This window comes from Niveispirillum fermenti, from assembly GCF_052474395.1.
Genome location: NZ_CP156678.1, coordinates 469,011 through 483,127, shown reverse-complemented (window position 1 = coordinate 483,127; position 14,117 = coordinate 469,011). Strand labels below are relative to the sequence as shown.

Here is a 14,117-nt window from a genome sequence, read left to right as displayed (position 1 = left end):
TTCCCATGCCCGGCTTTTGCGATATCTCCCTGGTGGCGGTGATTGCCAGGGCCGGCACCGGGCCTGTAATGTGCAATCCTGGGCGGAAAAGAAAAGAAGCCAAGAAGAACAATGCGGAACAAGCGGCCGACATCCTTCGATATCGCCGAACTGGCAGGGGTTTCACAATCGACCGTCTCGCGCGCGCTGCGCCGCGATTCCATGGTCAGCGAGGACACGCGGCTGAAGGTGGAACAGGCCGCGCGCCAGTTGAACTACAAGGTCGACGTCAACGCCCGCAATCTGCGGTCCCAGCGCAGCAACACGCTGGCCCTGCTGCTCTATGAGGACCCCGGCACCTCGGAATCGCTGATCAACCCGTTCTTCCTGTCGATCCTGGGCTCCGTCACCCGCGCATCGGCACGGCGCGGCTATGACCTGCTGATCTCTTTCCAGCAATCCAGCACCGACTGGACGGCCGACTATGCCAGTTCCAAACGTGCCGACGGCATCATCTTCCTGGGCTATGGTGACTACACCTCCTATCTGGAGAAGATCGCCAGCCTGGACGAGGCGGGGATCGAATATATCACCTGGGGACCGGTACTGCCGGGCCAGCCCGGCCATTTCATCGGGTCGGACAATGTGCAGGGCATGTCCGACGCCGTTTCTCACCTGATCGCCACGGGCCATCGCCGCATCGCCTTCCTGGGCGACATATCGGAGAATTGTCCCGAATATCGGGACCGCTACCAGGGCTATGTGCAGGCGCTGGCGGCAGCGGGCCTGCCGGCGGACCCCGCGCTACGCCTGGACAGCCAGACGTCGGAGGAGGCGGGCCATGCGGCCGCCCTGCGTCTGCTGGATGCGGGCACGCCATTCGACGCCATCGTTGCCGCCTGCGATCTGGTCGCCATCGGCGCCATGCATGCGCTGCGCGACCGCGGTCTGGCCGTACCGGGCGATGTATCCGTCGTGGGGTTCGACGATATCCAGGCCGCCAGCTACACCAATCCGCCCCTGACCACGGTGCGGCAGGATACGGCGGCGGCGGGCGAATTGCTGGTGGAGAATTTGCTGCGCCTGATGGCCGGCCGGGCCCTCGACCAGACCATCATCCCCGCCCGTCTGGTGGTGCGGCAATCATCGCGGCCGCGCGGTCCCCTGGGGGCGTGACCGGGCTGGCCGGCCGGAGACGGGTCAGCCCTTCGACAATTCACTGTTCAGGGTGGCCACATCCTCGTTGGGTGCGATCTCGCGCGCCTTGATGGCGCTGACGGCCAGCATCTGGCCCATCAGATCTTCCAGGTGGCCGTTGGAGGCGCGCAGGTTGCGCGCCAGGATGCGGACGATGGAAGCGACGAACGGATCGGCCTCCGACAGGCGCTGTCGCACTTTCTCGCCGGAAATGACGATCAGGGTCGTGTCTTCCACCGCGTGGGCACAGGCCGACCGCGTGCCCTCGTCGATCAGGGCCATTTCCCCGAACAGGCAGTTGGGACCGACCTCGGCCAGCACGACGGGATGGTCGGGCTCGCCACGCCACAGGCGGATGCGGCCCGACTGCACCAGATACATGTGTTCACCCCGGTCTCCCGTGGCGAAAAGCTGGGTTCCGGCCTTGATGAACTTGCGGTTCAGGATACCTTCGGCCATCTCACGGGTCCTCATATGGGCATGGGCCTGTTATCGGTCCCGCACCGGGGGCAACGCAAGATTTTGTTGCACCGCTCCCTCATGACGGCGCCGCACCGGGCATGGGCACGGCCGGCCCGTGCCGGACAGCCGGTGAATGGTCAAAGCCCGAGGGGGGCAGAGCCCTACCGGGCCGCGCGGGTCAGGGCTGTGATGAAGCTGTCAAAGCCGGTGCGCAGGCCATCGGCCTTGCGGCTCAGCTCCTCCGACGCAGTGCCCAACTCACCGGCCACGCCCGCCACGGCCTCTGCCGCACCGGCCACACCGGCCACATTGTCCCCCACCTCCGCAGTGGCAACGGCGGCCAGTTGCACATTGCGCGCGATCTCCCGCGTCGCGGCCCCCTGCTGTTCCACGGCGGCGGCGATGGTGCTGGAAATCTGGTCCATCTCGCGGATGGTGCGGTCGATCGTGGCGATGGCGTCCACGGCCTTGGCCATGCGGGCCTGCATCTCCGACACCTGGCGCGCAATATCCTCCGTGGCGCGCGCGGTCTGGCTGGCAAGCTGCTTGACCTCGCCGGCCACGACGGCGAAGCCCTTGCCGGCCTCCCCTGCCCTTGCCGCCTCGATGGTGGCGTTCAGGGCCAGCAGGTTGGTCTGGCCCGCGATCTCGTTGATCAGGTCCACGACTTGGGTAATGCGGCCCGCCGCCTCGGCCAGGGCCACGATGGTCGTATCGGCATTGCCGGCCTCGGTCACGGCATCGCGCGCCACGGCGGTGGAGCGCGCCACCTGGCTGGCGATCTCGGCGATGGACGCCGACAGTTCCTCGGACGCCGACGCCACGATGCTGACATTGCCCGTTGCCTGTTCAGCCGCATGGCTGGCTGAATGGGCTCGCGTGGTCGTGTCATGTGCCGCCTGGCTGATACGCTGGGCATTGCCATCAAGCTGGCTGGCTGCGGATGCCACGCCATGCACCATGCCGCGCACATGCGCGTCGAGCTGGTTGGAGATATCGTCCAGATGCCGGGCATGTCGGGCGGCGTTCTCGTCCAGATAGACGGAGATCACCAGATCCATGTCCAGCATCACGGCCAGGTTGACAGCACGCATCGCCTCAGCCAGACGGGCCTCCGCTTCCTGCGGCCGCAGGCGGCTGGTAGAGCCGCGTATCAGCACGCCATAAAGCCGCGACATGGTCAGCGCATAGCCGCCCAGATACCAGCGCGGCTCCAGCCCCAGAACCGAATGCACACGGCCGATGGCACGCACGCTGTCGAAATAACTGTCGTCGAACCGGCCGGAGAACAGGTTCAGCCAATGTTCAAGCTGGCGCTGGCGCGCATGGCGCATGACGCTCTCATCCTTGAACAGGCGCATCATCTCCGGCCATTGCCGCAGATCGGCATAAAAGGCGTCGATGATCGCGGGAAGTGCCGTCTCGATCCGCGGCCTCAAAGCCGCCAGCACGGCCTGCGTGCCGGCATCGATCCCCAGAAATGCCAGCCGTCCCTTGCGATCAACCACCGTCTGCCCACCCATTCCCGTTCCTGTCCAACTGCCATGCCAAACTGATAGATGCCTGTTTCCCGCCCCAGCTGGGAACGCGCGTGACTATCGGACAACTTCCCGATACACGCAACAGATTGCAACCCGCACAATTGGACGGCACAAATTTGTCGTATACTTACGAAATGTTATCGATAACGATTTGTTATAACGCAACAAGGGCCGGCAACGCCGCCCATCCCCCCTCAGACCTGCGTCCAAGAAAAGGCCCTCCTTCCACCCAAACAGGTGATGGGCATCTGGCCGGTCGATCTCCGGGGCCCGAGGCGGGGCAGGGCTGCAAATGGAAGTCCCCATTTCATATCGCTGACGATATGATGGGCTTGCATCGTGCCCGCCTTCACCCCTTCCGCTGTCTGATATGAGGATCATCGTGAAACATTCACGCAAACGGGTTCTGGTTACGGGTGGGGGGGGCTTCCTGGGCTCGCATCTGTGCGAGCGGCTTCTGCAGGAGGGCAACAGCGTCATCTGCGTCGATAATTTCTACACAGGCACACGCGACAATATCTTCCCGCTGCAGGACAATCCCAATTTCGAAGTGATCCGCCACGACGTGACCTTCCCCCTCTATCTGGAGGTGGACGAGATTTATAATCTCGCCTGTCCCGCCTCCCCCATCCATTATCAGCGCGATCCGGTCGCCACGACCAAGGTCAGCGTCCATGGCGCCATCAACATGCTGGGTCTGGCCAAGCGGACGCGGGCCAGAATCCTGCAGGCCTCGACCAGCGAGGTCTATGGCAATCCCGATATCCACCCCCAGCCGGAAAGCTATTGGGGCAATGTCAATCCGATCGGGCCGCGCAGTTGTTATGACGAGGGGAAGCGCTGTGCCGAAACCCTGTTCTTCGATTATCACCGTCAGCATGGCCTGCGGATCAAGGTGGCCCGCATCTTCAATACCTATGGCCCGCGCATGCATCCCGACGATGGCCGCGTCGTGTCGAACTTCATCGTTCAGGCCCTGCGCCATGAGCCGATCACGCTTTTTGGCGACGGGCAGCAGACACGCTCCTTCTGCTATGTCGCCGACATGATCGACGGGCTGGTGCGGCTGATGAACAGCCCGGACGCGGTCACCGGCCCCATCAATATCGGCAATCCAGAGGAATTCACGATTCGCGAGCTGGCCGAACGGGTGATCGCGATGACCGGCTCCCGCTCATCCATCACCCACCACCCGCTGCCGACGGACGACCCGCGCCAGCGCCGCCCGGACATCACACAGGCCCGGACAGTGCTGAACTGGTCCCCGACCATTCCCCTTCAGACCGGCCTGGAACGGACCATCGCCTATTTCAGGCAACTCCTGGGATGCTGAGACGCCCGGCTCACCATCACCCATGCTGCCGGCGAACGACCCGCGCCAGCGCCGCAGGTGCGGCGTAGCCAGGCCAACGGATGTTGGCGCCGACACCTGATACGTAACTGCATTGATCAGAACCTATAGTGCTGATCAATGCATCCCTCATGCGCCGGGCGCCGCCATCCGGCGGCTTTGGCGCATGGGCGCGCGGGCGCTCAACGCGCCAACCAAAGGTGCGCCAACCAAGGTGCGCCAACCAAGGTGCGATGAGTTCAACTCACCGCACCTTGGTATGAGGCCCGGTGATCGGTTGCGATCACCGGGAACTGGTATCAAGCCCCAATACGCAACGGGAGACCCGTTGCGCACTGCCCCGTCTGTTTGCGGACAGCCTGGGGCTGACGGTCCCGCGCCCGTGTCCTAGATCATGGACGGGGCGGGCGGCAGGCGTTACGATCGGGGCTGGCGGTCGCCTGTCGTGGCCGCCAGTTCGCCGTCCGCACAGGCAACGTAAAGGCAAGAACGGACCCGCCGACCAGGCACTGACAGACCGACCCCGCCGCCCATGGTCCCCCCGGGCGTGGCGCATGGACAGTATCGGACTGCCCTTTTCCTGCGCCGCCCGCCGGGCTCCCGGCTTGGCCCCCCCTTTCTTGGGGCCCGCCATTTCTCGCGCGTCATCCGGCCCCTTCTTCCATTCGGGGGTCCTGCGCATCGCGGACCATGCCCTTGATCCCGTGACCGGCCCCTTCCGGCGGCCGGGACGCTCCATGCAGAAGAACCCGCAGGAGACACCATGCCCATGATGTTCCCCATGACCCGCACGCCCCGTGCGCCGGTCCTTTCCGCATTTTCCCGTCCGGCCACCTGGGTGGGGGAGTGACGATGCAGGGCACAGCGACGACGCCCCCCGATACGCCCCCTCATCCTGCCGACCAGCGCACGCTGAACCGTGCCATCGGCGCGTCGGCCATCGGCAACGCCACCGAATGGTTCGACTACGGCATCTATGCCTATGGCGTCACCTACATCTCCGCGGCACTGTTTCCCGGCGATGTGGACGAGGCCGTGCTGTTCGCACTGGCCACCTTTGCCATCTCCTTTCTGGTAAGGCCGCTGGGCGGCATGTTCTGGGGCCCGCTGGGTGACCGGCTGGGCCGCAAGTCGATCCTGGCGCTGACCATCCTGCTGATGTCGGGCGCCACGCTATGCGTCGGCCTGATCCCCACCTATGACAGTATCGGATTCTGGGCACCGACCCTGCTGATCCTGCTGCGCATGGTGCAGGGATTTTCCACGGGCGGCGAGTATGGCGGGGCGGCGACCTTCATGGCCGAATATTCCCCCGATGACCGCCGCGGCTTCTATGGCAGCTTCCTGGAGTTCGGCACCCTGGCCGGCTTTTCGCTGGGGGCGGGGCTGATGCTGGGCTTTTCGCTGATGCTGGGCGACCAGGCCATGCATGACTGGGGCTGGCGCATTCCCTTCCTGCTGGCGGGGCCGATGGGGCTGATCGGCCTTTACCTGCGGTCCCGCATCAAGGAAACGCCCGTATTCCAGGAGGCGGAGGCCAAGGCGGACGCGGAGGGCCGCGAGGCGCCGGGGCTGGGCGTGCTTTTGCGCCGATACTGGCGGCCCGTGCTGGTCGTGAGCGGGCTGGTGGTGGCGCTGAATGTCGTGAACTACACGCTGCTGAGCTATATGCCGACCTATCTCCAGCGCCGCATGGGGCTTTCCAGCGACGAGGCGCTGATCGTGCCCCTGATCGGCATGCTGTTCATGATGGTGCTGGTGCCCTTTGCGGGCTGGCTGTCCGACCGGGTCGGGCGGCGGCCGATGTGGAAATTCTCCCTGCTGGGGCTGTTCTTCCTGGTCATCCCCCTTTACATGCTGATGGGCACGGGCCTGACGGGAGCCATCGTGGCCTTCATCCTGCTGGGCCTGCTCTATGTCCCGCAATTGGCGACCATATCGGCCACCTTCCCCGCCATGTTCCCGACCCATGTGCGCTTCGCCGGCTTCGCCATCGCCTACAATGTCTCCACCTCCATCTTCGGCGGCACGGCACCGGCCATTGGCAGCGGCCTGATCACCATGACAGGCAACCCGCTGATGCCCGCCTTCTACATGATGGGGGCCTGCCTTGTCGGGTTGCTGGCACTGCGCCACATGCCCGAGACGGCCGGCCGGTCCCTGCGGGAGGATTGCTTCGCCCCCCGGTCATGATCCCAGTCACAGCGGGTGGGGTGGAGAGCCCGGCCCCACCCCACCCGGCCCGCGTCATCCAGCCTGGTCGACGGATCGTCCGGAAACCGTCGTGCCTTCCGATTGGGCGGCAACCGGCACAGGTGCCGCGAAGCGGCGGTATAGCGCCGGCAGCACCAGCAGGGTCAGCAGCGTGGCCGTGAACAGGCCGCCGATGACCACCGTGGCGATGGGCCGCTGCACCTCCGCCCCGACGCTGGTGGACAGGGCCATGGGCACGAAGCCCAGGCTGGCCACCAGCGCCGTCATCAAAACGGGCCGCAGGCGGGTGCGCGCGCCTTGCCGCACGGCCCGGTCCAGGTCCATGCCGCCCTGGCGCAACTGCCGGATATGGGACAGCATGACCAGGCCGTTCAGCACGGCGATGCCCGACAGCGCAATCATGCCCACCGCGGCGGAGATGGAAAACGGCATCCCCCGCAGGAACAGCGCCAGGATGCCGCCCGTCAGCGCCAGCGGCACGCCGCTGAACACCAGGGCGGCATCCCGCGCAGTGCCCAGCGCGCTGTAGAGCAGCAGGAAGATCAGCGCGAAGCAGGCCGGCACCACGACCATCAGCCGCTCGCGCGCCGCGATCAGGTTCTCGAACTGCCCGCCCCAGTCGATCCAGTAGCCGGCCGGCACCGCCACATTGGCGGCGATGGCCTGCTGCGCCTCCGCCACGAAGGACCCGATATCGCGGCCCCGGACATTGGCCTGCACCACGATGCGGCGCTTGCCGTTCTCGCGGCTGATCTGGTTGGGCCCTTCGGCGACGTCGAAACGCGCCACCTGCCCCAGCGGCACGGTCCGGGCATTGCCGGCGGCATCGGGCGGCAGGGGGATGGGCAGGGCCTTCAGCGCGTCGGGATCGTTGCGCAGGCCGCCGGGCAGCAGGGCCACGATGTCGAACCGGCGGTCGCCCTGATAGATCAGGCCGGCTTCCCGACCGCCGACCGCCATGGCGAGCACCTCCTGCACCTCGGCCACCGACAGGCCGAAACGGGCGGCACGGTCCCGGTCCACGGTGACGTTCAGGAAGGACGCACCCGACACCTGCTCCACCCGCACGTCGGCGGCACCGTCGATGCCGCGAACCTGGGACGCAATGGTGTTCGCCGTGTCCAGCAGCGTGTCGAAATCGTCGCCGAACACCTTGATGGCGACGTCGCCGCGCACCCCGGCCAGCAACTCGTTGAAGCGGAGCTGGATGGGCTGGCTGACCTCGTAGACCTGTCCCGGCAGTTCGGCCACGGCGGCTTCCAGCCGGCGGATCAGGTCCGCCTTGGAAAGGCTGCGATCGGGCCACTGGTCACGCGGCTTCAGCATCACGAACATGTGGGAGATGCCGGGGGGCATCACATCCGTCCCGATCTCCGCCGTGCCGGTCTTGGAGAAGGCGAAGGCCACCTCCGGAAAGGCGGTCACGGCCTTCTCGATCTCCATCTGCTGTGCCGTGGCCAGCGGCAGGCCCGTCGACGGGATGCGGAAGGAATTCAGCGCCACATCGCCTTCATCCAGTTGCGGGATGAATTCCTGGCCCAACTGGCCGAACAGCAGCAGGCTGCCGGCAAACAGGCCGGTGGCCAGCGCCGACATGCGCAGCGGCCGCCGCAGGGCCTTTTCCAGAAGCGGCTGGTAGATGCGGCCGGCCCGCGCGATGACGGCGTTCTCCTTCTCCTCCACCCGGCCCTTGACGAAGATGGCGATCATGGCCGGCACCAGCGTCAGCGACAGGACGAAGGCCGCCGCCAGCGCGATGATGACGGTCAGCGCCATCGGCTCGAACATCTTGCCTTCCACCCCCGTGAAGGTCAGCAGCGGCAGATAGACGGTGATGATGATGGCCTGGCCATAGACGGTGGGCTGGATCATCTCCCTGGCGGCCAGTGTCACCTCTCCCAGCCGTTCCTCCAGCGTCAGGACCCGCCCCAGCGCATGCTGGCGTTCCCCCAGGCGGCGCAGGCAGTTTTCCGCGATGATGACGGCACCGTCGACGATCAGGCCGAAATCCAGGGCCCCCAGGCTCATCAGGTTGGCGCTGACGCCGGCCTCCAGCATGCCGGTGGCCGTCAGCAGCATGGTCACGGGAATGACGGCCGCCGTGATCAGGGCGGCGCGGAAATTACCCAGCAGCCCGAACAGCACGGCGATGACCAGAAGCGCACCCTCGGTCAGGTTCTTCGCCACCGTCCTGATGGTGGCGTTCACCAGGTCGGTGCGGTCCAGCACCGTCTTGGCCAGGATGTCGGCCGGCAGGGAAGCGCGGATGATCTCCAGCCGGGCATCGACGGCGGCGGCCACCGTGCGGCTGTTCTGGCCGATCAGCATCAGGGCCGTGCCGACCACCACTTCCCGGCCGTTCTCGCTGGCGCTGCCGGTGCGTACCGCCTGGCCTGGCCGCACCTGTGCCACGTCGCCCAGGCGCACGGGCACGCCGCCGCGGGTGGCCACGACGACACCGGCGATCTGCTCCGGCCCCGACAGGCGACCGTCGGCCCGCACGATGAACAGTTCGCCGTTGCGCTCAAGCTGGCCGGCGCCCAGGCTCTGGTTGGCATTCTCCAGCGCCCGTGTCAGGTCGGCGAAGGAGATGCCGAAGGCGATCAGCTTTCCCGGGTCCGGCAGCACATGGTACTGACGCTCATGGCCGCCGATCGTGTCGATGCCGGCCACCCCGGCCACGCCCTTCATCTGCGGCGTGACGATCCAGTCCTGGACCGTGCGCAGATATGTGGCCCGCTCCACCTCGTCGGCCAGCCTTTCGCCCTCGGGGGTCAGATAGCTGCCGTCGGGCTGCCAGCCGGGCTGTCCCGCCCGCGCCGCGCCGGCGTCGAACGGGGCATATTCCACGGTCCACATATAGACCTCGCCCAGACCCGTGGAGATCGGACCCATGGTCGGGGTCAGGCCCGGGGGCAGTTGCTCCCTGGCCTCGGTCAGCCGTTCGCCCACCTGCTGGCGGGCGAAATAGATATCCACCGTCTCCTGGAAGATGGCGGTCACCTGCGACAGGCCGTTGACCGAGATGGACCGGGTGCTTTCCAGGCCGGCGATGCCGGCCAGCGCCGTTTCCACGGGGAAGGTCACCTGCTGCTCCACCTCGAACGGCGACAGGGCGGGGGCCAGCGTGGTGATCTGGATCTGGTTGTTCGTGATGTCGGGCACGGCGTCGATGGGCAGGCGCAGCAGCGATTGCAGCCCGAAGGCCGCCGCCACCGCCACCAGCAGCACCACCAGATACCGTCGCTGCACGGAAAGGGAGAGGATGCGTTCGATCATGCCGGCCCCCTCAATGCGCGTGCGAATGTTCGGCTTCGCTGCGCGATGCCTCGGCCTTAAGGACGAAGCTGTTGCCGCTGGCCACCACGTCGCCGGGGAACAGCCCGAAGGTGATTTCCGCCACCGCGCTGTTGCGGCGGCCGACCTCCACGGCGCGCATTTCGAACCCTTCGGCATTGCGCACGAAGACCACGTCCTCACCCTTGATGGCCTGGATGGCGTCGGCCGGCACCGTGACGTCGGCCGGCAGGCCGCCGGCCCGGATCACCCCGGCCGCGAAGTCGCCCGGCCGCCAGCCGCCATCGGCATTGTCCAGGCTGGCCACCACACGGGCGGCCCCCGTCTGCGGGTCCAGCGTGGGGCCGGCGAAGATCACCCGTCCCGTTCCCTTCTGGCCATCGGGACCCGTCAGGGCGACCGTCTGGCCGGCCCGCACCTGCGCCACGTCCCTGGCATAGACGGGCAGTTCGACCCAGACTTCCGACAGGTCGGCGATGGTGAATATCTCCTTCTCCGCCGCCAGCAGCTCGCCACGCACGCCCTCGCGCCAGGTGACGCTGCCGGCGATGGGGGACCGGATTTCCAGCCGGGCCAGGGTGCCGGGGTCCTGCCGCGGCAGGCCATCGATATCCGCCCGCGACAGGCCCAGGGCCGCCAGCCGCTGGCGCGCGGCGTCCAGGGTGATGCGGGCCGTGGCCGCATTGGTACGGGCATCCAGGTAATCCTGCTCGGCGGAGATTTTCTTCCGCCACAGTTCCTCCTCCCGCTTCAGGTTGGTCGCGGCCAGCGCGTCATGGCGCAGGGCCGACAGGAAGGCGGCCTTGGCGTCGGCCAGGTCGCGGCTTTCCAGCACGGCCAGCAGGTCGCCGGCCGCCACAGGCTCACCCAACTGCTTGTGCAGTTCGGCGACCACGCCCGGCGCGCGGGTCGTGACATGGGCCATGCGCTCGTCATCGGCCGCAACAGTGCCTGACACGCGCAGTTCGGCCGCCACCTCGCCGGGGGCTGCCGCAACCAGCCGGATGCCGGCCCGGGCGATCTGGGCTTCGGTCAGGTGGATCACCCCTTCCTCGCCCTCATGATCGTGCCCGTCGCCACCCGCATGATCGTGCCCGTCGCCGGCGGCATGGCCGGCCGCAACGCCATGGTCATGGTCATGGTCATGGTCATGGTCATGGTCGTGGCCGCTTTCGAAAACGGCATAGCCGATGCCGGCCACCACCAGGGCGGCCACCGAAATACCGATCAGTCTCGTCTTCATCGGGATCATTCCTCCCCGTCGGGGGCAGCGGCACCCAGCCGTTCAAGCTCGGCCCGCGCATCATGGAAGCCGCGCAGCGCCTCGATCAGGTCGCGCTCGACATCGAACAGGGTCCGCTGCGCGTCCAGCACGTCCAGATAGCCGAACTTGCCCTGGCGATACCCTTCATTGACATTGTCCAGCGCCTGACGCGCCGTCGGCACGATCTGGTCGCGCAGGGCATCGGCCTGTTCGCGCGCACTGTCGAACCGGGCGCGGGCCAGCGCCCGGTTGCGCTCCTGTTCCATCCGCGCGGTCGCCAGGTCGGCCTCGGCAGCCACCATTTCGGCCCGGGCCCGGGCAATGGCGCCGCGATTCTGGTCGAACAGCGGAATGGGCACGCTGACGCCGACCAGGAAGGCGTTGTCCCCGCTGTCGCGGAACCGGCGGAAGCCGGCCGATACGGTCAGGTCGGGCACGACGCGCCCCTTCTCCTGCGCCAGCTCGGCATGGCCCTGCCGCACCTGCGCCTCCAGCCGGCCGATCTCCGGGCTGCGGCCGGGATCGCCAGCCGGCACCGGCGGCGGGGCCGGGTGGCCGGTGCGCATGAACCAGCCATCCTCCAGCGCGGCATCGATGGCAGGCAGGTTCAGCAGGGTGGCCAGCGACTGCCGCGCAGCCGCCTCGTCACGGCCGGCGCGGGCCAGCGCGATTTCAGCCTGACGGCGGTCGATGCCGGCACGGCCGGCCTGGGGCGGGGCCTCTCGCCCGGCATCGACGCGGGCCTGGATGGACCGTTCCGTCTCCTGCGCCAGCCGGACACGCTCGGCGGCCAGCCGCCGCTCGGCCGTGGCGGCCACAGCGGCCGTGAAGGCCTGGCGCACGTCGCGGGCCAGGTCCTGCCGGGCCAGTGCCAGGTCCTGCCGGCTGGCATCGCGCGCGGCGGCCGCGGCATCTTTCCGTGCCCCGCGCTTGCCCCCAAGCTCGATGGTCTGCGACAGGCTGTAGGTGGTCTCCACACTGTCGAAGCCACGATAGGGGCCGGAGCCGCGGAAATTCTCCATCTCCACGGACAGTTCGGGATTGGGCAGCGCCGCGGCCTGCTGCGCGGCACCGGCCGCGGCATCCAGCCGGGCGGCAGCGGCTGCGGTACGGGGGGACCGGGCCAAGGCCAGGGCCACGGCTTCAGCCGGGTCCAGGCGGGCCGGCAGCCCGGAAAGGGGGGATCGGTGGCGCGCGCACCCTGCGCGGCGGCCACCGGCACCCAGCCCATGCAAAGGGCCAGGGCGGTTGCGGTCAGCAAACGCATGTTCTCTCCGCGTGAAAGCACCAGGACGGGACGCGGCAGGGGCCGGTCGGCCCCGAACCACATCCGGTTCAGGCGTCAGGCACGCGGGGGTTTATAGGGCGGGCTTAGATCGGCGGTGGCCGGTGGTGGCGTTTCGACCAGCAGATAGCGGGCCGGCATCCAGACCACAGGCATGACCATGCGCTGCGCGGGCACGGGGCTGGCGGCATGCACATGGCCGCAGCCATGATGGCAGTCGAAGCAGAGCTTGCCCGCCACGCCGTCATGCGCGGCGGGGTCCCCCTCACCCGGCCCTTCCCCTTGCGCATGCACATGCCCCGCATCCACCACATGGCCATGGCCAGGGGGCGTGATGAACAGGGCCAGCAGGATGGCAAGAAGGGCGATCAGGCGCATGGGACGCGACCATAGGGGCAGCAGGCGGCGAAGACAAGCCCGCACGGAAAAGACCGGCGGCGGGCGGCACGAGGAGGAGCCTGCAACCTCCAGCCGCTATAGGGTCAAGGGAAAAACGACGCAGGCCGCCTTACCCCCATCGCGATAAAAGTCACGGTCACGGTCGCGGTAAAGGGGGGCATCCGCTTCCCCGTCTCCCGCCTTTCCGGTCTCCCCCGTCTCCCGCAAAGTGCCATCAGCCCAGCAGCAGCCAGATCAGCAGCAGGTTGAGCGCCACACCGATGGCCATCTCCCCGCGACCGATCCGGAAGCGGGGCTTCACGGGTCCACCAGAGCGGCCCCGACAGCCTGGGGGTCGGGGCTGGCGACAAGCTGGGCAACCCGTTCCAGGACCCGCGTGTCGGCGTTGCCCAACAGGGCATAGACATAGGGGCCGGATCGCCAATAGACCACCTCCCCCTCATCCGTGTGGCCCAGGGTCGGGGGCAGGGTCTGCGGCATGGCGGTGGCCGTATCCTCGGCCACGAACAGGACGACGGTGCCCTTCCTGTCATGCTGCCAGAAGACCTGGATGGCGTCGCCATTGTCCCAGGCCGTAAGCTGGGCGCCCAGCAGGCGCCATTTGGGCGTCGGCGGCCCCGGCACGGGCAGCGGCGGCCGCCCCGCATGCAGGGCCGCCAGCCGGGCCGGCACCGCCGTGTCGGCATAGGTCAGGCCGCGCGTGGCGATATCCTCCCGCATGGCGGTGCGATAGGCCTCCGCCGCCTCGTCGGCGAACAGTGGGACCCGATGCGCCGCCTCCGCCAGCGACAGATAGCCCGGCACAAGCCAGTTGATGCCATATCCGGCACCCAGCAGCACGACCACGGCCGCCACCCGCCGCAGCACATGGCCGGCCTGATCGACCAGCAGGCGGCGGCGCAGGCGGCCGGCAAGCTGTCGCGTGGCGGCGTCCGGCGGCGCGTCGAACCGGTCTTCCCCCAGGCCGACGCGCAGCAGGTCGGCGGTGCCCAGATCGGCCATGACCCGGGCCGCCTCCTCCGGATGGCGGGCCAGCCAGCGCTCGACATCGGCACGGCGGCCCACATCCAGGCCACCGTCGATGAAGGCATTCAGGTCATCCTCGGTGATGGGGTCGAAGGGCGGCAT

The 14,117-nt window shown here is 67.7% G+C and carries 10 protein-coding genes; 3 read left to right on the top strand and 7 right to left on the bottom strand.

The annotated features are described in order from the left end of the window. Positions 1 to 111 precede the first annotated feature (111 nt). A complete protein-coding gene (locus ABC728_RS01890; RefSeq protein WP_416618573.1) occupies positions 112 to 1,155 on the top strand; it encodes a LacI family DNA-binding transcriptional regulator in 1,044 nt (347 codons plus the stop codon). A 24-nt stretch (positions 1,156 to 1,179) separates the two neighbouring features. Here the strand turns inward: ABC728_RS01890 and ABC728_RS01885 are convergent, their stop codons facing one another. Together ABC728_RS01885 and ABC728_RS01880 are read right to left on the bottom strand one after the other, a co-directional pair. Next, complete coding sequence (locus ABC728_RS01885; RefSeq protein WP_416618574.1) at positions 1,180 to 1,635, bottom strand: Crp/Fnr family transcriptional regulator; 456 nt, start codon at positions 1,633 to 1,635, stop codon at positions 1,180 to 1,182. Between the two features lie 164 nt (positions 1,636 to 1,799). Continuing rightward, positions 1,800 to 3,161, bottom strand: a complete 1,362-nt coding sequence (locus ABC728_RS01880) for a protoglobin domain-containing protein (protein ID WP_416618575.1) — start codon at positions 3,159 to 3,161, stop codon at positions 1,800 to 1,802. Between the two features lie 400 nt (positions 3,162 to 3,561). Here ABC728_RS01880 and ABC728_RS01875 point away from each other — a divergent pair, with 400 nt between their 5' ends. Both ABC728_RS01875 and ABC728_RS01870 read left to right on the top strand, forming a co-directional pair. After that, positions 3,562 to 4,512 (top strand): UDP-glucuronic acid decarboxylase family protein, encoded by a 951-nt coding sequence (locus ABC728_RS01875; RefSeq protein ID WP_416618576.1) that lies wholly within the window; start codon positions 3,562 to 3,564, stop codon positions 4,510 to 4,512. 870 nt (positions 4,513 to 5,382) lie between these two features. Continuing rightward, on the top strand, positions 5,383 to 6,723 hold the full coding sequence (locus tag ABC728_RS01870; RefSeq protein WP_416618577.1) for an MFS transporter: 1,341 nt from the start codon (positions 5,383 to 5,385) through the stop codon (positions 6,721 to 6,723). Positions 6,724 to 6,777: 54 nt separating this feature from the next. Here the strand turns inward: ABC728_RS01870 and ABC728_RS01865 are convergent, their stop codons facing one another. The 5 genes from ABC728_RS01865 to ABC728_RS01845 form a co-directional block, all read right to left on the bottom strand. Beyond that, positions 6,778 to 10,023 (bottom strand): efflux RND transporter permease subunit, encoded by a 3,246-nt coding sequence (locus tag ABC728_RS01865; RefSeq protein WP_416618578.1) that lies wholly within the window; start codon positions 10,021 to 10,023, stop codon positions 6,778 to 6,780. A 10-nt stretch (positions 10,024 to 10,033) separates the two neighbouring features. Beyond that, entirely contained in the window at positions 10,034 to 11,284 is a 1,251-nt protein-coding gene (locus tag ABC728_RS01860) for an efflux RND transporter periplasmic adaptor subunit (RefSeq protein ID WP_416618579.1), read from the bottom strand. Positions 11,285 to 11,289: 5 nt separating this feature from the next. Beyond that, positions 11,290 to 12,444 (bottom strand): TolC family protein, encoded by a 1,155-nt coding sequence (locus ABC728_RS01855; protein ID WP_445376308.1) that lies wholly within the window; start codon positions 12,442 to 12,444, stop codon positions 11,290 to 11,292. 203 nt (positions 12,445 to 12,647) lie between these two features. Beyond that, on the bottom strand, positions 12,648 to 12,968 hold the full coding sequence (locus ABC728_RS01850; protein WP_416618581.1) for a hypothetical protein: 321 nt from the start codon (positions 12,966 to 12,968) through the stop codon (positions 12,648 to 12,650). 318 nt (positions 12,969 to 13,286) lie between these two features. Next, positions 13,287 to 14,117, bottom strand: a complete 831-nt coding sequence (locus ABC728_RS01845) for an anti-sigma factor family protein (RefSeq protein WP_416618582.1) — start codon at positions 14,115 to 14,117, stop codon at positions 13,287 to 13,289.